Raw genomic sequence first — 21,607 nt, 5'->3', positions numbered from 1 at the left:
GTGAACCAGGCAACAGTAAGGTGGATTAGCAATGCAGTTAACCGTGCGAGACATGACTCTCGATCTTTCCCATCCGCGGGTGATGGGGATCCTCAACGTGACCCCGGATTCTTTTTCTGACGGCGGCCAACACAACCAGCTCAATCAGGCATTACTGCACGCGCACGCGCTGATTTCGGCAGGTGCGACCATGATTGATGTGGGCGGAGAGTCGACCAGACCGGGAGCGGCTGAGGTCAGCGAAGACGAAGAGATCGCGCGCGTAGTCCCCGTCGTTGAAGCCATTGCCCGGCGTTTTGAAGTTTTTATCTCGGTAGATACTTCGAAAGCGGGGGTGATCCGCGAGTCGGCTCAGGCCGGTGCGCACCTGATCAACGACGTTCGCTCATTGCAGGAGCCGGGCGCATTGGCCGCTGCGGCGGAAAGCGGGTTGCCGGTGTGCCTGATGCACATGCAGGGTGAGCCGCGAACCATGCAGCAGGCACCGCACTACGACGATCTTATTGGCGATGTGAGCGCCTTTTTCCAACATCATATTGAACGCTGTAATGCCGCCGGCATTACAAATCAGAAATTGCTGCTCGACCCCGGGTTCGGTTTCGGTAAGAATTTAGCGCACAATTATCAGCTTCTGGCCAGATTGTTCGAGTTTCATCACTTCGGCCTGCCGCTGTTGGTCGGCATGTCACGCAAGTCGATGATTGGGCAACTGCTGAATGTGCCGCCCGATCAGCGGATGATCGGCAGCGTGGCCTGTGCGGTAATCGCCGCCATGCAGGGCGCGCACATTGTCAGAGTGCATGACGTTAAAGAAACCGTCGAGGCGATGCGTGTCGTCGAGGCAACTATTTCAGCTAAGGGATGATAGAGACATGAGCGAGCGTAAATATTTTGGTACCGACGGCATTCGTGGCAAGGTCGGTGATAGTCCTATTACCCCTGATTTCGTTCTGAAGCTGGGCTGGGCGGCGGGTAAGGTACTGGCACGTCACGGCTCTCGTAAAATTATTATCGGCAAAGATACCCGCATCTCCGGCTACATGCTGGAGTCTGCGCTGGAAGCCGGCCTTGCCGCTGCAGGATTGTCTGCTTCTTTCACCGGTCCTATGCCGACGCCGGCAGTGGCCTATTTGACGCGTACCTTCCGTGCGGAAGCCGGTATTGTGATCTCGGCCTCCCACAACCCGTTTTACGACAACGGCATTAAATTCTTCTCCATTGATGGCGCAAAGCTGCCGGATCATGTGGAAGAAGCCATTGAAGCTGAAATGGAAAAACCGCTGACCTGCGTAGAATCTTCCGAATTGGGTAAAGCCAGCCGGATCATCGATGCTGCTGGCCGTTACATCGAATTCTGCAAAGGTACCTTCCCGAGCGAACTGAGCCTGAAGGGCCTGAAAATCGTGGTGGACTGCGCCAACGGCGCCACCTATCACATTGCGCCTAGCGTACTGCGTGAATTGGGTGCCACGGTGATTGCCATCGGCGTTGAGCCGGACGGCATGAACATTAATGAAAAATGCGGTGCAACAGATGTTCGTCAACTGCAAGAACGCGTGCTGCTGGAAAAAGCGCACGTCGGTCTGGCGTTTGACGGTGATGGCGATCGGGTGATGATGGTTGATCACCTTGGCCACAAGGTCGACGGCGACCAGATCCTTTATATTATTGCCCGCGAAGGGTTGCGCCAGGGCCAGCTGCGCGGCGGTGCCGTGGGTACGCTGATGAGCAACATGGGATTGGAGCTGGCGCTCAAGCAGTTGGGCATCCCCTTCGCTCGCGCGAAAGTCGGCGATCGCTACGTCCTGGAAAAGCTGCAGGAGCTGGGATGGCGTATTGGCGCGGAAAACTCCGGCCACGTGATCTTGCTGGACAAAACCACCACCGGTGACGGCATCGTTGCCGGTCTGCAGGTACTGACGGCGATGGTCCGCAACAGCATGAGCCTGCACGACCTGTGCAGCGGCATGAAATTACTGCCGCAGATCCTGGTCAACGTGCGCTTCGTCGGCGAGCACAACCCGCTGGAATCGGAAGATGTGCGTAAAATCACCGAGCAGGTTGAAGCCGAACTGGCCGGCCGTGGCCGCGTACTGCTGCGTAAATCCGGTACCGAACCGCTGATCCGCGTGATGGTGGAGGGCGAGGACGAGCAGCAAGTGACGGCATTGGCACATCGTATTGCCGATGCGGTGAAATCTGCGGGCTAACGCTTTTTTGATCGATCCGGGGGCAACCGCTGCCCTCGGAAATCACAGCCTGCGAATTTTATTGGCGTTTTTTTCCGCAAACGCGCTGGTGGCTGCAAATTGCCCTTGCGTGGTTTGGCGCCTTTGGTTAGTATTCACACCCGCTTCAGTGGGCAGTTTGATATAACGCCTGCGACTTCTTAATAGAATTAGAAGCCTTTGGGGTGTGAAGCATTTGGCACGCGGTGAAGCCGCAAGGATACGGGTACAACTATGTACGAAGCTCTTCTGGTAATTTTCCTGCTGATCTCAATCGGACTGGTTGCTCTGATTATGCTGCAGCAAGGTAAAGGCGCTGATATGGGAGCCTCATTCGGAGCAGGTGCTTCTGGCACATTGTTCGGTTCGAGCGGTTCCGGTAACTTCATGACCCGCATGACGGCTGTGTTGGCGACGTTATTCTTCGTCATCAGTCTGATCCTGGGCAACCTGAGCACCAACCAGAGCAAAAAAGGCAGCGAGTGGGAAAACCTGGGTCAGCCAGTGAAATCTGAGCAGACTACCGCGCCGGCAGCACCAACCAAGCCGAGCAGCGACATCCCGCAGTAAGCAGCATGCAGTAACAGAGTTTGAAAACGGTTGTTATTACCTCATTAAAATAACGGCCGTTAGCAGTAAGAATCAGTACCGAGGTGGTGGAATTGGTAGACACGCTACCTTGAGGTGGTAGTGCCCTAACGGGCTTGTGGGTTCGAGTCCCATCCTCGGTACCAAATCCCAGAGATAACTTGCAATTTTGCGATTATCGGCGTAATATCTGCCACGTTTTCGGACGCGGGGTGGAGCAGCCTGGTAGCTCGTCGGGCTCATAACCCGAAGGTCGTCGGTTCAAATCCGGCCCCCGCAACCACTTTCCTTTAAGTGTTTATTTTCAAATACACTTTTCGATTGAATTCCGCTTTTCTCGATCAACATTTGAAAATGACACTTGTTAGAAAGTTGCACCGAAGCCGCTTAGCGGCAAACAGGGTCCAGTTGCATAAAGCCCCGAATTTTCGGGGTTTTTTGTTATTTGGCAACAGAATCACTGGGCTATTAGGCCCTTTTTTTATGTCTTGGGGGTGGGCTTGTCCACATTAGAGCAAAAATTAACAGAGATGCTTTCGGCACCGGTAGAAGCGTTGGGCTTTGAACTTGTAGGCATCGAATTTATTCGTGCGCGCCAATCGACGCTCCGTATCTATATTGACAGTGAAAACGGCATCAATGTTGACGATTGCGCTGATGTCAGCCACCAGGTCAGCGCTGTATTGGACGTCGAAGAGCCAATCACAGTCGCTTACAACTTGGAAGTCTCCTCTCCTGGCCTTGATCGCCCGATGTTCACCGCCGAACACTATACTCGTTTCCTCGGTGATGAAGTCAGCTTGGTCCTGCGCATGGCCGTACAGAACCGTCGCAAATGGCAGGGCATTATCAAGTCTGTCGATGGCGAGATGATCACGGTTACTGTGGAAGGGAAAGATGAAGTGTTCGCGCTGAGCAATATCCAGAAAGCGAACCTGGTACCCCACTTTTAAAGTTTGGATGAGGCAACTAGGATGAATAAAGAGATTCTGGCTGTTGTTGAAGCTGTTTCCAATGAAAAATCCCTTCCGCGTGAGAAGATTTTCGAAGCGCTGGAAACCGCATTAGCCACCGCCACCAAGAAAAAATACGAGCAGGAAATCGAAGTTCGCGTCAGCATTGACCGCAAAACAGGCGATTTCGATACCTTCCGCCGTTGGGTCGCCGTAGATGAAGTGACTCAACCAACGCGTGAAATCACGCTGGAAGCTGCGCAGTATGAAGAGCCAGGCATCGAGCTGGGCGGTTACATCGAAGATCAGATTGAATCTGTTACCTTCGACCGTATCACCACTCAAACCGCGAAACAGGTTATCGTACAGAAAGTACGTGAAGCCGAGCGCGCTATGGTCGTTGATGCTTTCCGTCAGCACGAAGGTGAAATCGTCACCGGCGTGGTGAAGAAAGTTAACCGTGACAGCATCGCGCTGGATCTGGGCAGCAACGCCGAAGCGGTGATTGGCCGTGAAGACATGCTGCCACGCGAAAACTTCCGTCCAGGCGACCGTATCCGCGGCATCCTGTACGCCGTTCGTCCCGAAGCCCGTGGTGCTCAGCTGTTCGTCAGCCGCTCCAGCGCCGAGATGCTGAAGGAACTGTTCCGCATCGAAGTACCGGAAATCGGCGAAGAAGTGATTGAAATTAAAGCGGCAGCCCGCGATCCAGGCTCCCGTGCGAAAATTGCAGTGAAAACCAACGACAAACGCATCGACCCGGTCGGCGCTTGCGTAGGTATGCGCGGTGCGCGCGTTCAGGCCGTTTCGAGTGAGCTCGGCGGTGAACGTATCGACATCATCCTGTGGGATGATAACCCTGCGCAGTTCGTCATCAACGCCATGGCGCCGGCAGATGTTGCCTCGATCGTGGTTGATGAAGATAATTGCACTATGGATATCGCCGTTGAAGCCAGCAATCTGGCACAGGCGATCGGCCGTAACGGCCAAAACGTGCGTTTGGCATCCCAGCTGTTAAAACAACATCGTGACGACGACCGTTGGGAACTGAACGTGATGACGGCGGACGATCTGCAGGCCAAGCACCAGGCCGAAGCTCATGCCGCCATTGATACCTTCACCAAGTATCTTGATATCGACGAAGATTTCGCCACCGTACTGGTTGAAGAAGGCTTCTCTACGCTGGAAGAATTGGCTTACGTGCCAATCAAAGAGCTGCTGGAAATCGACGGTCTGGATGAAGATATGGTTGAAGCGTTGCGCGATCGCGCCAAAGCTGCATTGACCACGCTGGCCCTGGCCCAAGAAGAAAGCCTGGGCGACCAAAAACCTGCTGACGATTTGCTCAACCTTCCGGGTCTTGAGCGCAGCATGGCCTTTAAACTGGCCGCGCGTGGGGTTTGTACGCTGGAAGATCTTGCCGAGCAGGGTGTTGACGATCTGGCTGATATTGAAGGGCTTAGCGATGAGCAAGCCGGCGAGCTGATTATGGCCGCACGTAATATCTGTTGGTTTGGCGACAACGCGTAATAAACTGTAGCAGGAAGGAACAGCATGACGACAGATGTAACCGTAAAATCGCTGGCAGCAGAGATTCAGACTCCAGTTGATCGCCTGGTACAGCAGTTTGCTGATGCAGGGATTAACAAGTCTGAGACAGACTCTGTAACCCAACATGAGAAAGAAGCCTTACTGGCGCACCTGAACCGTGAACACGGTAGCGCGCCTGGTAAGCTCACGTTGCAGCGCAAAACGCGCAGCACCTTGAATATTCCGAGCACCGGCGGTAAAAGTAAATCGGTGCAAATTGAGGTCCGCAAGAAACGCACTTATGTAAATCGCGATACGCCAGAAGCCCAACAGGCTGAAGCGGCAGAGCAGGCACAGCGTGAAGCGGAAGAGCAGGCACAGCGCGAAGCGGAAGAGCTAGCGAAACGCGAAGCAGAAGCGAAGCGCGCAGCCGAAGAGCAAGCCAAACGTGAGGCCGCGGAGATTGCTAAGCGTAATTCAGCGGAAAAAGAAAAAGTGACGAATCAACATACCGACGAAATGACCAAGCCAGCTCAGGCAGAAAAAGCACGCCGTGAAGCCGAAGCCGCTGAACTGAAACGTAAAGCGGAAGAGGAAGTACGCCGTAAGGTCGAAGAAGACGCCAAACGCGTTGCGGAAGAAGCTCGCCGCATGGCCGAAGAGAACGGTGAGAAGTGGGCCGAAGCTGAAGCAGCAAGCGCTGCGGTTGAAACAGCCGATTACCACGTGACCACCTCTCAACACGCCCGTGCAGCTGAAGACGAAAACGACGCCAAAGTTGAAGGCGAACGCCGCAGCCGCACTCGTGGTGGCAAAGCGACCAAGCAGAAGAAAGGCAACAAACTTTCCGAGTCTAAAGCAGACCGTGAAGAAGCGCGCGCCGTTACCCGTGGTGGTAAGGGCAAGCGTAAGCCAAGCACTCTGCAGCAGGGCTTCAACAAGCCAGCTCAGGTGGTTAACCGCGACGTTATTATCGGCGAAACCATCACCGTAGCCGAACTGGCTAACAAGATGGCGGTTAAAGGCTCTCAGGTCATCAAAGCGATGATGAAGCTGGGCGCAATGGCCACCATCAACCAGGTCATCGATCAGGAAACCGCACAGCTGGTTGCCGAAGAGATGGGCCACAAAGTTATCCTGCGTCGTGAGAACGAGCTGGAAGAAGCGCTGATGAGCGACCGTGATACCGGTGCAGCGGCTGAGCCACGTGCGCCAGTCGTGACCATCATGGGCCACGTCGACCACGGTAAAACTTCTTTGCTGGACTACATCCGCTCCACCAAGGTGGCAGCAGGCGAGGCCGGCGGTATTACCCAGCATATCGGTGCTTACCACGTAGAAACCGACAACGGCATGATCACCTTCCTGGATACCCCAGGCCACGCAGCCTTTACTTCAATGCGTGCCCGTGGTGCTCAGGCGACTGACATCGTTGTTCTGGTTGTTGCTGCCGACGACGGCGTGATGCCGCAAACCATCGAAGCTATCCAGCATGCGAAAGCAGCGCAGGTGCCGTTGGTGGTTGCAGTGAACAAAATTGACAAGCCGGAAGCCGATCCGGATCGCGTCAAGCAAGAATTGTCCCAGTACGGCGTTATGCCGGAAGAGTGGGGCGGCGAAGCTCAGTTCGTTCACGTATCTGCGAAAGCCGGTACCGGTATCGACGAACTGCTGAACGCTATCCTGCTGCAGTCCGAAGTTCTCGAACTGAAAGCAGTACGCAGCGGCATGGCCAGCGGCGTAGTTATCGAATCCTTCCTGGATAAAGGTCGTGGTCCGGTTGCTACCGTATTGGTACAGGAAGGTACGCTGAACAAAGGCGATATCGTTCTGTGTGGCTTCGAATACGGCCGCGTGCGTGCGATGCGTGACGAGCTGGGCCGCGAAGTGACCTCTGCGGGTCCTTCTATTCCGGTTGAGATCCTGGGCCTGTCCAGCGTTCCTGCCGCCGGTGATGAAGCGACCGTGGTCCGTGACGAGAAGAAAGCGCGTGAAGTTGCGCTGTACCGTCAAGGCAAGTTCCGCGAAGTTAAACTGGCGCGTCAGCAGAAATCTAAACTGGAAAACATGTTTGCGAACATGACCGACGGTGAAGTTTCCGAGCTGAACATCGTACTGAAATCCGACGTACAGGGTTCTTGTGAAGCCATCATGGATTCACTGTTGAAACTCTCTACCGACGAAGTGAAAGTGAAGATTGTTGGTTCTGGCGTAGGTGGTATCACTGAAACCGACGCAACGCTGGCAGCCGCTTCCAACGCCATCATCCTGGGTTTCAACGTCCGTGCCGACGCTTCTGCGCGCCGCGTGATTGAAGCAGAAAGCCTGGATCTGCGTTATTACTCCGTGATCTATAACCTGATCGACGAAGTGAAGCAGGCGATGAGCGGTATGTTGGCGCCTGAGTACAAGCAGCAGATCATCGGTCTGGCCGAAGTGCGTGACGTGTTCAAATCACCTAAATTCGGTGCTATTGCCGGTTGTATGGTTACCGAAGGTAACATCAAGCGTCACAACCCAATCCGCGTTCTGCGCGACAACGTGGTTATCTATGAAGGCGAGCTGGAATCCCTGCGCCGCTTCAAAGATGACGTTAACGAAGTCCGTAACGGCATGGAATGTGGTATCGGCGTTAAGAACTACAACGACGTGCGCGTCGGCGACATGATCGAAGTCTTCGAAATCATCGAGATCCAACGTACCATCGCTTAACGCTAGCACATCTGCTTAAGTCTTTTCTGGGGGGCCTTGTGCCCCCCGATTTGTCTGGAGAATCCATAATGGCAAAAGAATTCAGCCGCGGTCAGCGCGTGGCACAAGAGATGCAAAAAGAGATTGCTATCATTCTGCAGCGTGAAGTCAAAGATCCGCGTATCGGCATGGCTACCGTTTCTGGTGTAGAAGTTTCTCGTGATTTGGCCTACGCCAAAGTTTATGTCACCTTCCTGAACGTGTTGACCGAAAACCCGGATCCGGAACTGGTGCCGAACGGCATCAAAGCGCTGCAAGACGCTTCAGGCTACATCCGCACGTTGCTGGGCAAAGCCATGCGTCTGCGCGTGGTGCCCGAGCTGACCTTCGCTTACGACAACTCCCTGGTTGAAGGCATGCGCATGTCCAACCTGGTGACCAACGTAGTGAAGAACGACGCCGAACGCCGTTCCGCATCAGGCGATGACGAGGAGGCTTAATGAGTCGCCCTCGTCGCCGCGGCCGTGATATCCACGGCGTCCTGTTGCTGGACAAACCGCAGGGCCTGTCGTCTAACGACGCCCTGCAAAAAGTAAAGCGCCTCTATAACGCCAACCGTGCGGGCCACACCGGCGCGCTCGATCCGCTGGCGACCGGCATGCTGCCGATTTGCCTCGGTGAGGCGACCAAGTTTTCACAATTTCTGCTCGACTCCGACAAACGCTATCGCGTTATTGCGCGACTGGGCCAGCGCACCGATACCTCGGACGCCGACGGCCAGATCGTGCAGGAACGTCCGGTGAATTTCACCCAGGCACAGCTTGACGCGGCACTGGACAGCTTCCGCGGCGATATCAAGCAGGTGCCTTCGATGTATTCGGCGCTGAAGTACCAGGGCAAGAAACTCTATGAGTATGCTCGTCAGGGTATCGAAGTCCCACGCGAAGCACGCAGCATTACCGTTTACGACCTGCAGTTTATCCGCTGGGAAGGGGACGAGCTGGAGCTGGAAATTCACTGTTCGAAAGGCACCTACATCCGCACCATTACCGACGACCTCGGTGAGCTGCTCGGGTGTGGCGCACACGTGATCTACCTGCGTCGTCTGCAGGTGGCGACCTATCCGATTGAAAGGATGGTCACGCTGGAACAGCTGAACGAATTGCTGGAGCAGGCACAAGTACAGGAAGTCGCGCCAGGCGAGCTGCTCGATCCGCTGCTGATGCCGATGGACAGTCCCGTGGAGAACTATCCGGAGGTGAATTTGCTGCCGGTGGTTGCCGGATACGTTAAGCAGGGGCAGCCCGTACAGGTTGCCGGTGCGCCGGCCTCGGGCATGGTTCGTATCACCGAAGGTGAAGAGCGTAAATTTATCGGCGTGGGCGATATTGCCGATGACGGTCGTGTGGCACCGCGCCGCCTGGTAGTCGAATATTTCGACTGAGGGTAGAAAACGCACTGCCTTGCGATCGCACTGCGCTAAGGGTAGAATGGCGCAGCTTATGCATTGGGTTGCTGAATTAGAGATCGGCGCCTGTATTTATTATCTATAATCTGGAGTATTACAATGTCTCTAAGTGTTGAAGCTAAAGCTAAAATCGTAGCTGATTTCGGTCGTGGTACTAACGACAGCGGTTCTTCCGAAGTTCAGGTTGCCCTGTTGACTGCGCAGATCAACCATCTGCAAGGCCACTTCTCAGAGCACAAAAAAGATCACCACAGCCGTCGTGGTCTGCTGCGTATGGTTTCTCAGCGTCGTAAGCTGCTGGACTACCTGAAGCGTAAAGATGTAGCACGTTACACCAGCCTGATCGAGCGTCTGGGTCTGCGTCGCTAATCTAGCGAGTTTCAGCGGAAAGGGGCCTATTTGGGCCCCTTTCTTCTAGGAAGCATAAGCAAATCAGGTTAATGTATTACTGATGTTTCCAAACAGGATCTTCCATTACAGAGGTTCGCGCGGCTAATGAGAGGCTTTGTCTCAGGCTTGAGATGAGGATTGTCATTAGTCGCGAGGATGTAGTGAGAAGGCAAATCGAGTCACTGGCGTGTCGAGTCGTCAATACGATTGCGCGCCTAATCTAAGGATATAATTTTGCTGACACCGATCATTCGCAAATTCCAGTATGGCCAGCATACCGTCACTATCGAGACCGGTATGATGGCTCGTCAAGCCACCGCCGCCGTGATGGTGAGCATGGATGACACCGCCGTATTCGTTACCGTAGTTGGCCAGAAAAAAGCCAAACCAGGCCAGAGCTTCTTCCCACTGACCGTTAACTATCAGGAGCGTACCTACGCTGCTGGTCGTATCCCGGGCAGCTTCTTCCGTCGTGAAGGCCGTCCGAGCGAAGGCGAAACCCTGACCTCCCGTCTGATTGACCGTCCGATCCGCCCACTGTTCCCGGACAGCTTCCTGAACGAAGTTCAGGTCATTGCGACCGTGGTTTCCGTTAACCCGCAGGTTAACCCGGATATCGTTGCGATGATCGGTGCCTCTGCGGCCCTGAGCCTGTCCGGCATTCCGTTCAACGGTCCAATCGGCGCGGCTCGCGTGGGCTACATCAACAGCCAGTACGTGCTGAACCCGACTACCGACGAGCTGAAAGAAAGCAGCCTGGACTTGGTGGTTGCCGGTACCGCAGGCGCAGTATTGATGGTTGAATCCGAAGCTGACGTTCTGAGCGAAGATCAAATGCTGGGCGCGGTGGTCTTTGGCCACGAGCAACAGCAGATCGTTATCGAGAACATCAATTCCCTGGTTGCCGAAGCCGGCAAGCCTAAGTGGGATTGGCAGGCACCTGCGGTCAACGAAGCGCTGCACGCGCGCGTTGCAGAACTGGCAGAAGGCCGCCTGGGCGACGCTTATCACATCACCGAAAAACAAGAGCGTTACGCTCAGGTAGATGCGATCAAGAACAGCGTTGTTGAAACCCTGCTGGCGCAAGACGAAACCCTGGACGCGTCTGAAATTCAGGACATCCTGGGCAGCGTTGAGAAAAACGTCGTTCGTAGCCGTGTGCTGCGTGGCGAGCCGCGTATCGACGGCCGTGAAAAAGACATGATCCGTGGTCTGGACGTGCGTACCGGCGTACTGCCGCGTACCCACGGTTCCGCACTGTTCACCCGTGGTGAGACTCAGGCTCTGGTCACTGCCACTCTGGGTACTGCTCGTGATGCGCAGAACCTGGATGAGCTGATGGGCGAGAAAACCGACAGCTTCCTGTTCCACTACAACTTCCCTCCGTACTCCGTTGGTGAGACCGGGATGGTAGGTTCGCCTAAACGTCGTGAAATTGGTCACGGTCGCCTGGCGAAACGCGGCGTATTGGCTATGATGCCTAAAGCAGAAGATTTCCCGTACACGGTGCGTGTGGTTTCCGAAATCACCGAATCCAACGGTTCTTCTTCCATGGCTTCCGTCTGTGGTGCTTCTCTGGCGCTGATGGACGCAGGTGTGCCAATCAAAGCCGCCGTTGCGGGTATCGCAATGGGCCTGGTGAAAGAACAAGATAACTTTGTGGTTCTGTCCGACATTCTGGGTGACGAAGATCACCTGGGCGACATGGACTTCAAAGTGGCCGGTAGCCGTGACGGTATCACCGCGCTGCAGATGGACATTAAAATTGAAGGCATCACTCGCGAAATCATGCAGGTTGCTCTGAACCAGGCCAAGGGCGCGCGCTTGCACATCCTGGGCGTAATGGAACAGGCTATCAGCACTCCGCGTGGCGATATCTCTCAGTTCGCACCACGTATTCACACTATCCGAATCAACCCGGACAAGATCAAAGACGTGATTGGTAAAGGCGGTTCTGTCATCCGTGCGCTGACTGAAGAGACCGGTACTACCATCGAAATCGAAGATGATGGTACAGTTAAAATCGCTGCTACCGACGGTGAGAAAGCGAAATTCGCTATTCGCCGCATCGAAGAGATCACTGCCGAGATCGAAGTGGGCCGTATTTACCAGGGTAAAGTTACCCGTATCGTTGATTTCGGCGCATTCGTGGCGATCGGCGGCGGTAAAGAAGGTCTGGTGCACATCTCTCAAATCGCTGACAAGCGCGTTGAGAAAGTGACCGACTATCTGCAGATGGGTCAGGAAGTGCCGGTTAAGGTACTGGAAGTTGACCGTCAGGGCCGCGTGCGTCTGAGCATCAAAGAAGCGACCGCACCAGAAGCAGGTTCACCTGCGCCTGAAGCAGAATAACTGTATAGATAGATTTACAGCTCCCGGCCATGGGGTTGGGAGCTGTTCGTATCGCGCGGGTAGGATGCCTGCGTATTAGCAAACGGATGAAAGGATGTTCATCCAATGTTTGTCTTCGGGAGTGGGAAATGAAGCCTTTCTTGCGCTGGTGTTACGTTGCGACAGCACTCATGCTGGCAGGATGCAGCAACCATGATTGGCGTAAAGACGAAGTTTTGGCGATCCCGTTGCAGCCAACTCTGCAGCAGGAAGTGATCCTGGCGCGCATGGAACAAATACTTGCCAGCCGGGCACTGACGGACGATGAGCGTGCGCAGCTTTTATATGAGCGCGGTGTGCTGTATGATAGCCTCGGGCTACGTGCACTGGCGCGCAATGATTTCTCGCAAGCGCTAGCGATACGTCCTGATATGCCAGAAGTTTTCAACTACCTGGGCATTTACTTAACGCAGGCAGGCAATTTTGATGCTGCCTATGAAGCGTTTGATTCTGTACTAGAGCTTGATCCAACTTACAATTACGCGCGTTTAAACCGGGGCATCGCACTGTATTATGGCGGCCGCTTCCCGTTGGCGCAGGATGATCTGCAGGCGTTTTATCAAGACGACCCAAACGATCCCTTCCGTTCGTTGTGGCTTTATCTGGTGGAAAGAGAAATCGATCCCAAGAAGGCTGACGTAGCGCTCCAGCAGCGTTATGACAAAGCGAACCGAGGGCAATGGGGATGGAATATTGTCGAATTCTACCTGGGCAACATCAGTGAAAAAACGCTGATGGAAAGGCTCAAGGCAGATGCAACGGATAACACTTCGCTCGCTGAGCATCTCAGTGAAACTGACTTCTATTTAGGTAAGCATTACCTAAGTCTGGGGGACAAGGACACCGCTTCGGCGCTGTTCAAACTGACGGTCGCTAACAACGTTCATAACTTCGTTGAGCACCGCTATGCATTGTTGGAATTGGCGCTGTTAGGCCAAGAACAAGACGACCTATCGGAATCGGACCAGCAATAGCTGACGAACAACTATCAGCCTGATATACATTGGTTTTTTGCCAAAGTTATCGTCTTAACGGGCGAGGGCTTTTTTGTTCGTTTTATAATCTAATTTGAGCCGGTTCACACTTTTCAATGAAAATGACTGAAAATTTTCTCGACGAGTTATGTAGACTGGCTGCCATTATTAATGAGGCACGTGTACATGACTACTGAGCTTGAAACCTCTTTTGCTGACCTGGGGCTGTCTGCTCCGATCATTTCTGCCCTGACCGATCTGGGCTACGAAAAACCTTCACCGATCCAGGCTGAGTGTATTCCTCACCTGTTGAACGGCCGTGATGTGCTGGGCATGGCACAGACCGGTAGCGGCAAAACTGCGGCGTTCTCGTTGCCACTGCTGCACAACCTTGACGCTTCCCTGAAAGCACCTCAGATCCTGGTGCTGGCACCGACCCGCGAACTGGCGGTTCAGGTTGCTGAAGCGATGACCGATTTCTCCAAACACATGCATGGCGTTAACGTCGTGGCCCTGTACGGCGGCCAGCGTTATGACGTGCAGCTGCGCGCTCTGCGTCAGGGCCCGCAAATCGTAGTAGGGACTCCAGGCCGTCTGCTGGACCACCTGAAGCGTGGCACCCTGAACCTCTCTAACCTGAGCGGTCTGGTGCTGGATGAAGCCGACGAAATGCTGCGCATGGGCTTTATCGAAGACGTAGAAACCATCATGGCAGAGATCCCGGCTGAACATCAGACCGCACTGTTCTCTGCAACCATGCCGGAAGCGATCCGTCGCATTACCCGCCGCTTTATGAAAGAGCCGCAGGAAGTGCGCATTCAATCCAGCATCACTACCCGTCCGGACATCAGCCAGAGCTACTGGACTGTGCACGGCATGCGTAAAAACGAAGCGCTGGTGCGTTTCCTGGAAGCGGAAGACTTTGATGCGGCGATTATCTTCGTACGTACCAAAAACGCGACCCTGGAAGTGGCTGAAGCGCTGGAGCGCAGCGGTTACAGCAGCGCCGCACTGAACGGCGACATGAACCAGGCGCTGCGTGAGCAGACCCTGGAGCGCCTGAAAGATGGTCGTCTGGACATCCTGATCGCAACCGACGTGGCTGCTCGTGGCCTGGACGTTGAGCGTATCAGCCTGGTGGTAAACTATGACATCCCTATGGATTCAGAGTCTTACGTTCACCGTATCGGCCGTACTGGCCGTGCAGGTCGTGCCGGCCGTGCGCTGCTGTTCGTAGAAAACCGCGAACGTCGCCTGCTGCGTAACATCGAACGCACCATGAAGCTGACCATTCCAGAAGTTGAACTGCCAAACGCAGAACTGCTGGGTGAGCGTCGTCTGGCCAAGTTCGCCGCTAAAGTACAGCAACAGCTGGAAAGCAGCGATCTGGACATGTACCGCGCACTGCTGGCTAAACTGCAGCCGGAAGAAGAGCTGGAAATGGAAACCCTGGCCGCGGCACTGCTGAAAATGGCACAGGGCGAACGTCCTCTGATCCTGCCACCGGATCCCGTGTTCAAACCACGTCAACGTCGTGAATTCAACGACCGTGACGACCGCGGTAACGACCGTCGTCGTGACGCACGTCCAGACAGCCGTGACGGTGGCGCAGATCGCCCACGTCGTGAGCGTCGTGACGTTGGCGAAATGCAGCTGTACCGCATTGAAGTGGGCCGTGATGACGGTGTTGAAGTTCGTCATATCGTTGGCGCGATCGCTAACGAAGGTGACATCAGCAGCCGTTACATCGGTAACATCAAGCTGTTTGCTGGTCACTCCACCATCGAACTGCCAAAAGGCATGCCGGGCGAGATCCTGTCTCACTTCACCCGTACCCGCATTCTGAACAAACCGATGAACATGCAACTGCTGGGCGATGCACAGCCGCATGAACGTCGTGAGCGTCGCGAAGGCGGTGCTGGTGCAGGTAACGGCGAGCGTCGTGGCGGTGGTCGTCCATTCAACGGCGAACGTCGTGAAGGGGCAAACCCAGGCCGTCGTTCTTTCGGCGATCGTCGTGAAGGCGGTGCTGCTGCCCCTGCCGGCAACGGTGGCGAACGTCGTGGCGGTAACTTCAACCGTGACGGCCAACGCGCTCCACGTCGTGATGATGCCGCTCCGGCTGCACCACGTCGCCGTTTCGGTGATGCATAACATCTGATTTGACCGCTTGCGGTTAATCGGACCAAGAAACCAGCCTTCGGGCTGGTTTTTTTATACCTGAAATTCACCGTTAAATGGCGGAAAATGGCGTATCATTTATAAGGTTTTTTCTTATGGATACTACGCACGGGAGATGCCATGAGTTGGCAGCAGTTCAAGTCTCAATACCTGGTGCGCTTTTGGGCGCCTTTACCCGCGGTGATTGCCGCAGGGATCCTCTCCACCTACTACTTCGGTTTGACCGGTACCTTCTGGGCGGTAACCGGCGAATTTACCCGCTGGGGCGGCCACGTATTGCAGTGGTTCGGTTTGCACCCCGAGCAATGGGGCTACTTCAAGGTTATCGGCCTTGAGGGCACGCCGCTGCAGCGCATCGACGGCAGAATGATCATCGGCATGTTCGCCGGCTGTATCGCCGCCGCGCTGTGGGCCAATAACATCAAGCTGCGTCAGCCACAGCATCGTATTCGCATTGTGCAGGCGCTGATGGGGGGCATTATCGCCGGCTTTGGTGCGCGCCTGGCGATGGGCTGTAATCTGGCCGCGTTCTTCACCGGTATACCGCAGTTCTCTCTGCATGCCTGGTTCTTTGCGCTGGCGACCGCGGCCGGCTCCTACTTTGGTGCCAAATTCACCCTGTTGCCGATGTTCCGTATCCCGGTGAAATTACAAAAGGTGAAGGCCGCGGCGCCGCTGACGCAAAAGCCTGAGCAGGCGCGTCGCCGCTTCCGTCTGGGCATGGTGATTTTTTTCCTGTCGGTAGCCTGGTCGCTTTGGACGCTGTTCGATGCGCCGAAGCTGGGGATCGCCATGCTGTTCGGTATAGGTTTTGGCCTGTTGATTGAGCGTGCGCAGATCTGCTTCACCTCGGCCTTCCGCGACTTATGGATCACCGGCCGTACGCACATGGCGAAAGCGATCATCATCGGCATGGCGGTGAGCGCCATCGGCATTTTCAGCTATGTGCAGTTGGGTGTCGCGCCGAAAATCATGTGGGCCGGCCCCAATGCGGTGCTGGGCGGGCTGCTGTTTGGTTTTGGCATCGTGCTGGCCGGCGGTTGTGAAACCGGCTGGATGTACCGCGCGGTGGAAGGACAGGTGCACTATTGGTGGGTGGGGCTGGGTAACATCATCGGCGCGACCCTGCTGGCTTATTACTGGGATGACCTGGCCCCGGCGCTGGCCACAGATTACGACAAGATCAACCTGCTGGACACTTTCGGGCCGATCGGCGGCCTGCTGGTGACTTACCTGCTGCTGGCGTTGGCGTTTGCCGCCATGCTGTGGTGGGAGAAACGCTTTTTCCGCGCCAAACCCGATGCGCAGGTGGTTAATTTGAGGAGTGTGTCATGAAGCAAGCGGCGATAGTGCCAGATTATCGGTTGGATATGCTGGGGGAACCTTGTCCGTATCCGGCAGTGGCCACGCTGGAGGCGATGCCGCAGTTGAAGCCGGGTGAGATCCTGGAAGTGATCAGCGACTGCCCGCAGTCGATCAACAACATCCCGCTCGACGCGCGGAATCACGGTTACAAAGTGCTGGATATTCAGCAGGATGGGCCAACCATCCGCTATCTTATCCAACGCTAACCTGCCAGGGGCAGCATTGCGCTGCCCCGTTTTGCACGGCGGGCGTGAAGGGAAATGATTGCCCAGCGGCCCGGCGTTGACTTACCCTTTCGCCAGCGTGTCTTTTACTCCAGCGACAATCTCAAACGAATGCAATCGTGCCTGATGGTCGAAGATCTGGCCGTTAACCATGATCTCATCCGCACCGGTTTCGTTGAGCAACGTTTGCAGCCCGTGACGCACGGTATTTTCGTTACCGACGATCGACATGCGCAGTGCCTGATCAACCCCGTACTGTTCTCCGGCGGTCCACAGCGCGTGGATATTGTCCACCGGCGCCGGCAATGGGCCCGGCGAGCCGCGGCGCAGGTTGATGAACTGCTGCTGCATCGACGTAAACAGGAAGCGCGCATCGGCATCGCTGTCGGCGGCCACCACGTTGACGCACACCATCGCATGCGGCTGCTGGCACTGCTCGGAAGCCTTGAAGTTGTCGCGGTACAGATTCAGCGCCTGAAACAACATCTCCGGTGCAAAGTGAGAAGCGAAGGCGAACGGCAGGCCGAGCTGTGCCGCCAACTGCGCGCTGTACAAACTGGAACCGAGCAACCAGAGAGGGACATGCAATCCTTGGCCGGGAACCGCCTGGACCGGCTGGCCCGGTTGCACATCGCAGAAGTAATGTTGCAGTTCCTGCACGTCGCGGGGGAAGTTATCCACCTCGCTGGACAGATGGCGGCGTAGCGCCATCATGGTGCGCTGATCGGTACCGGGCGCGCGGCCGAGGCCCAAATCGATACGCCCGGGGTACAAGGACTCCAGCGTACCGAATTGCTCGGCGATCACCAGCGGCGCATGGTTAGGCAGCATCACGCCACCGGAACCAAGGCGAATATGCTGAGTGCCGGAAGCCAGATAGCCCAGCAATACCGACGTGGCGGCGCTGCCGATGCCGGTCATGTTGTGATGCTCCGCCAACCAATAGCGTTGATAACCCCATTTTTCGGCATGTTGTGCTAAATCTAAAGAGGCGTGAAACGCATCACGCGGCTTTGCCCCTTGGGGAATGGGGGATAAATCCAGTACCGACAGGGGTACCGCAGTTTTTTCAGTCATGGCATCGTCCATCAAAAGGTGATCGCTTAAAGGGCGATTGCAGAAGTCTGCAAACTACAAAGCTTAATGTGCTTTTAGTGTTAAAAGCATAATCCAATTTATGGTTATAAAAGAGGATATATGTGCTTGTGATATCCTCATGAGAAAAATGGTTTTTTTGGGAGTTTATTGAAATATGGACATGATGATTTCACCTGCCGCTTACTGCTCAGGGAGCTGAGAGAATGAAAAAAAAGACGTTGTTTACCCTACTGTTGATGGTGGTGGCGATCGCCATGGCGATATTGTTCCGCGCACATAATCAGGATTTGCTGTTGCAGGGCGAAGTGGATGCACCTGAGGTGATTGTGGCTTCCAAGGCTAAGGGACGAGTGATTGAACGTCTGGTGGAGCGTGGGGACGACGTGCAGGCAGGGCAAGTGATGATTCATCTCGACAGCCCGGAACTGATGGCGCAACTGCGTTCCGCGCAGGCGACGCGCGATGAGGCCAAGGCGCAGCTCGACCAGTCGTTGCACGGCACGCGTGAAGAAAGTATCCGCAACCTGCGTGCCAATCTGGCGCAATCCGAAGCCCAATATCGCAACGCGCAGAACGACTACAACCGTAACCTGAGCGTGGCCGGCAAAGGCTATATTTCGAAGTCTGAACTGGACAGTTCGCGCCGCGCGCGCGATACCGCTTTCCAGCAGGTGCAGGCGGCCAAGGCCAACCTGGACGAAGGGATTAACGGCGACCGTGTCGAATTACGCCAGCAGTACGCTGCGGCACTGCGAGCAGCGGAAGAAAACTTGCTGCAGGTGAAAGCCCAGACGGACGACCTGCAGGTTTTAGCCCCGGTGACCGGCGAAGTCGGGCCAATACCGGCAGAGGTGGGGGAGTTGCTGAATGCGGGCAGCCCGTTACTGACGCTGATCCGCATACCGGACGCTTATTTCGTGTTTAACCTACGTGAAGATATTTTGGCCCATGTCCGCAAGGGCGACAAAGTCCAGATGCGGGTACCGGCATTGAAGGACAAAATGATCGAGGCGGAAGTGCACTATATCGCCCCTCTCGGCGACTACGCTACCAAACGTGCCACCCGAGCTACCGGGGACTTCGATCTGAAAACGTTTGAAGTGCGCCTGTATCCGTCACAGCCGGTAGACGGCCTGCGCCCAGGGATGAGCAGCTTATGGCTATGGAAAGAGTAAGGGCCGGCTGGCGCTGCTTCAGTCACGCGTTTGGCAACGAGTGCCGGGTTGCCTTTCGCAGCCCGGTAGTGCACTGGCTGAGCTGGATCTTCCCGCTGATCCTGTTTGGCCTGATCAGCAGTAACTTTTCGGAAGGGACCTTGCTCGATCTGCCGGTGTCGGTGGTGGACAGCGATCACAGCCCGTTATCCAAATCGCTGACGCGCCGTCTGGATGCCGGTTCGCACGCCCACGTCGAGGCTTACCCCGGTGGGCTGCAGGAATCGCTGCATCGCCTGCGTAGCGCGCAGGATTATGCGTTGTTGTACGTGCCGCCGGATTTTGAGGCCAACGCGCTGGCAGGTAAACAGCCGAGCGTGGTGATGTACTACAATGCGCTGTTTTACGGTGCCGGGCTGTATTCCACCCAGGACTTCAGCGGCCTGATGACCGAAATCAACGCCAGCTACCGCAGCATTATCGCCGGTGAAATGGGCAAAACCTTGCCGCCCCTGGCAGACGTGACGCTTTCCTACGGCAGCTTATTCAACGCCAGCGGCAGCTACATCTATTATCAACAGTTTGCCGCCACCATCCACCTGCTGCAGCTGTTCGTGGTGACCTGCATGATCTACGTGCTGGCGCGCAGCAAATCCTTGCTGAAGGCTCGGCCGTTCAGCCTGGCGCTGCTCGGCAAGCTGGCGCCGTACACTTTATGTTTCACCAGCTTGCTGATGGTTGAAATTGCCGCATTGGTGGGCATTTTTGACGCCCGCGTCAGCGGCAATCCGTTGTTTATGCTGATGATTGGCTTCTTCTACGTGATGGCGGCGCAGAGCATTGGCCTGCTGCTGTTTACCTTTACCAGTAGCACCATCACCGCCTACAGCCTGATCGCCATTTTGGTGAGTATTGCGCTGACCTTTTCGGGCATGGCGGTGCCGGAACTGTCGATGCCGCTGCCGGCGCGCATTATCTCCAATATTGAGCCGTTAACTCATGCGTTGTACGCCATGTTCGACGTATTCCTGCGGCAAGTCCCTGCCAGCGCCATCTTCAGCGTCTGTGCGTTGCTGTCTATTTATCCGCTGGTAACAGCACTGCTGGTGCGTAACCGGCTGTTGGCGCGGCTGTTGAAAGAAGGGGGAGCAGGATGAAACTTTATTGGCAAACCTTCGTCCGGGTGCTGCTCGGGATGCTGGAGCGGCCGATGTGGCTGATGTTGATCCTGTCGTTGTGCGTCATGAGCATGGTCTATGCCAACCGCACGGTATGGGATCTGCCGATGGGCGTCATCGATCAGGACCACAGCACCGCCAGTCGCCAACTGATCCGTCAGCTGGACGCCACCTCCAAAATTGCCATTGAAACCTATGACAGCCTGGAGCAGGCACAGCGGGATCTTGGCTGGCGTAAGCTGTTTGCGGTGATCATCATGCCGGTGGATCTGGAGAAGAAGATCCTGAGCGGCCAGAATATCGTGGTGCCGGTGTATGGCGATGCGACCAACCGCCTGGCCAACGGGCAGATCCAGCAGGATGTGGTGGCGGCTTATCAGCAGTTACTGACCCAGTACAACAACGGGTTGCTGCTACGCAGCGGTTTCAGCGAGCGCCAGGCGCAGGTGATCCTGACGCCGATCGTCGGGCAGACGTTGGATGTGTTCAACCCGGGCATCAGCTTTGCGGCGATCATCTTTCCCGGCCTGCTGGTGATGCTGCTGCAGCACTCGCTGTTGATTGCCTGCGTGCGAGTCAGCATTGCCATGAAGAGTATGCCCGGTGGCAAAGCACCGTTGGCGGCGCATCTGGGGGGGCTGACGGCGTTGCTGCCGATCTGGCTGTTCCTGTCGATCGTGCTGTTTGTACTGTGGCCGTGGGTGCTGGGCTACCGGCAAACGGCGGGCATTGCGGAAATTCTGCTGCTGACCTTCCCGTTCTTGCTGGCGGTGTTGGGCTTGGGCAAGCTGGTGACGGAGTGCCTACGCAGCGTCGAAATGATCTACCTGACGTTGGCGTTTATTACGACGCCGATATTTTATCTTTCGGGCACCATCTGGCCGCTGCAGGCGATGCCGGGCTGGGTGCGGGCGATTTCCTACAGCATCCCCTCCACCTGGGCAACCAAGGCCGTCGCGGGGGTTAACCAGATGGGGTTGTCGCTGAACGAAGTGTGGGGAGACGTGGCGATGCTGCTGGTGCTGGGGATTATTTACACCCTGCTGGGTTTCGGCGTGGGTTTCGTACGCAACAGCGTCGCGCTGCGCAGTATGTTCCGCAAACGACAGGTTAATTAACGTTCCAGCAAGGGAGCTCCACCATTTCCTTGACCCTTAACAAGGTGGACAGACGCGCCGTCTCGCATAATCACGT

19 protein-coding genes and 2 tRNA genes are annotated in these 21,607 nt (G+C 55.6%); 20 read left to right on the top strand and 1 reads right to left on the bottom strand.

Annotation, left to right across the window (positions count from 1 at the left end; genetic code table 11):
* Window positions 1–31: 31 nt before the first annotated feature.
* From folP to yedF, 17 genes are all read left to right on the top strand, one after another.
* The gene (gene folP / locus H5P17_RS01365; protein WP_044553964.1) at window positions 32–865 is read left to right on the top strand and encodes a dihydropteroate synthase; all 834 of its coding nucleotides are present in this window, start codon (window positions 32–34) and stop codon (window positions 863–865) included.
* A gap of 7 nt (window positions 866–872) precedes the next feature.
* Window positions 873–2,210: a phosphoglucosamine mutase gene (gene glmM / locus H5P17_RS01360; RefSeq protein WP_044553965.1), complete on the top strand. Its 1,338-nt coding sequence runs from the start codon at window positions 873–875 to the stop codon at window positions 2,208–2,210.
* A gap of 252 nt (window positions 2,211–2,462) precedes the next feature.
* Window positions 2,463–2,798 (top strand): preprotein translocase subunit SecG, encoded by a 336-nt coding sequence (gene secG, locus H5P17_RS01355; RefSeq protein WP_020824951.1) that lies wholly within the window; start codon window positions 2,463–2,465, stop codon window positions 2,796–2,798.
* Window positions 2,799–2,875: 77 nt separating this feature from the next.
* Window positions 2,876–2,962, top strand: a tRNA-Leu gene (locus H5P17_RS01350).
* A gap of 60 nt (window positions 2,963–3,022) precedes the next feature.
* Window positions 3,023–3,099, top strand: a tRNA-Met gene (locus tag H5P17_RS01345).
* Between the two features lie 217 nt (window positions 3,100–3,316).
* Entirely contained in the window at window positions 3,317–3,769 is a 453-nt protein-coding gene (rimP, locus tag H5P17_RS01340) for a ribosome maturation factor RimP (protein ID WP_071827073.1), read from the top strand.
* 21 nt (window positions 3,770–3,790) lie between these two features.
* Complete coding sequence (nusA, locus tag H5P17_RS01335; RefSeq protein WP_004952855.1) at window positions 3,791–5,299, top strand: transcription termination factor NusA; 1,509 nt, start codon at window positions 3,791–3,793, stop codon at window positions 5,297–5,299.
* Between the two features lie 24 nt (window positions 5,300–5,323).
* Window positions 5,324–8,011, top strand: coding sequence for a translation initiation factor IF-2 (infB, locus tag H5P17_RS01330; protein WP_020824953.1), 2,688 nt, complete (start codon window positions 5,324–5,326; stop codon window positions 8,009–8,011).
* A gap of 68 nt (window positions 8,012–8,079) precedes the next feature.
* Window positions 8,080–8,490 carry a 30S ribosome-binding factor RbfA gene (rbfA, locus tag H5P17_RS01325; protein ID WP_020824954.1) on the top strand — a complete coding sequence of 137 codons (411 nt, stop codon included), beginning with the start codon at window positions 8,080–8,082 and terminating at the stop codon, window positions 8,488–8,490.
* Window positions 8,490–9,434, top strand: a complete 945-nt coding sequence (gene truB / locus H5P17_RS01320; protein WP_044553966.1) for a tRNA pseudouridine(55) synthase TruB — start codon at window positions 8,490–8,492, stop codon at window positions 9,432–9,434. The genes rbfA and truB overlap by 1 nt, the downstream gene beginning before the upstream one ends.
* Window positions 9,435–9,557: 123 nt before the next feature.
* The gene (gene rpsO / locus H5P17_RS01315; protein WP_012004950.1) at window positions 9,558–9,827 is read left to right on the top strand and encodes a 30S ribosomal protein S15; all 270 of its coding nucleotides are present in this window, start codon (window positions 9,558–9,560) and stop codon (window positions 9,825–9,827) included.
* A 255-nt stretch (window positions 9,828–10,082) separates the two neighbouring features.
* Window positions 10,083–12,200, top strand: a complete 2,118-nt coding sequence (pnp, locus tag H5P17_RS01310) for a polyribonucleotide nucleotidyltransferase (RefSeq protein ID WP_020824956.1) — start codon at window positions 10,083–10,085, stop codon at window positions 12,198–12,200.
* 128 nt (window positions 12,201–12,328) lie between these two features.
* Window positions 12,329–13,213, top strand: coding sequence for a lipoprotein NlpI (gene nlpI / locus H5P17_RS01305; protein WP_012004952.1), 885 nt, complete (start codon window positions 12,329–12,331; stop codon window positions 13,211–13,213).
* A 116-nt stretch (window positions 13,214–13,329) separates the two neighbouring features.
* Entirely contained in the window at window positions 13,330–13,410 is an 81-nt protein-coding gene (gene yrbN / locus H5P17_RS26805) for a protein YrbN (protein WP_096335046.1), read from the top strand.
* Window positions 13,400–15,367, top strand: a complete 1,968-nt coding sequence (locus H5P17_RS01295) for a DEAD/DEAH family ATP-dependent RNA helicase (protein WP_044553967.1) — start codon at window positions 13,400–13,402, stop codon at window positions 15,365–15,367. The genes yrbN and H5P17_RS01295 overlap by 11 nt, the downstream gene beginning before the upstream one ends.
* Window positions 15,368–15,514: 147 nt before the next feature.
* Window positions 15,515–16,729, top strand: coding sequence for a selenium metabolism membrane protein YedE/FdhT (gene yedE, locus H5P17_RS01290; RefSeq protein ID WP_044553968.1), 1,215 nt, complete (start codon window positions 15,515–15,517; stop codon window positions 16,727–16,729).
* Window positions 16,726–16,965, top strand: coding sequence for a sulfurtransferase-like selenium metabolism protein YedF (gene yedF / locus H5P17_RS01285; protein WP_004952879.1), 240 nt, complete (start codon window positions 16,726–16,728; stop codon window positions 16,963–16,965). Before yedE ends, yedF begins: the two co-directional genes overlap by 4 nt.
* 81 nt (window positions 16,966–17,046) lie before the next feature.
* Here the strand turns inward: yedF and H5P17_RS01280 are convergent, their stop codons facing one another.
* On the bottom strand, window positions 17,047–18,060 hold the full coding sequence (locus tag H5P17_RS01280) for a luciferase-like monooxygenase (RefSeq protein WP_182820912.1): 1,014 nt from the start codon (window positions 18,058–18,060) through the stop codon (window positions 17,047–17,049).
* A gap of 224 nt (window positions 18,061–18,284) precedes the next feature.
* On the opposite strand from H5P17_RS01280, the gene H5P17_RS01275 reads away from it, so the two are divergent.
* The 3 genes from H5P17_RS01275 to H5P17_RS01265 are packed head-to-tail and all read left to right on the top strand — an operon-like array spanning window position 18,285 to window position 21,531.
* Window positions 18,285–19,256: an HlyD family secretion protein gene (locus H5P17_RS01275; protein ID WP_182820910.1), complete on the top strand. Its 972-nt coding sequence runs from the start codon at window positions 18,285–18,287 to the stop codon at window positions 19,254–19,256.
* Window positions 19,238–20,392 (top strand): ABC transporter permease, encoded by a 1,155-nt coding sequence (locus tag H5P17_RS01270; RefSeq protein ID WP_044553971.1) that lies wholly within the window; start codon window positions 19,238–19,240, stop codon window positions 20,390–20,392. Before H5P17_RS01275 ends, H5P17_RS01270 begins: the two co-directional genes overlap by 19 nt.
* On the top strand, window positions 20,389–21,531 hold the full coding sequence (locus H5P17_RS01265; protein ID WP_182820908.1) for an ABC transporter permease: 1,143 nt from the start codon (window positions 20,389–20,391) through the stop codon (window positions 21,529–21,531). Before H5P17_RS01270 ends, H5P17_RS01265 begins: the two co-directional genes overlap by 4 nt.
* Window positions 21,532–21,607 lie beyond the last annotated feature (76 nt).

The organism is Serratia sp. OS31 (assembly GCF_014164835.1).
GTDB lineage: Bacteria > Pseudomonadota > Gammaproteobacteria > Enterobacterales > Enterobacteriaceae > Serratia > Serratia liquefaciens_A.
This window is presented reverse-complemented; position numbering and strand designations above follow the sequence as displayed.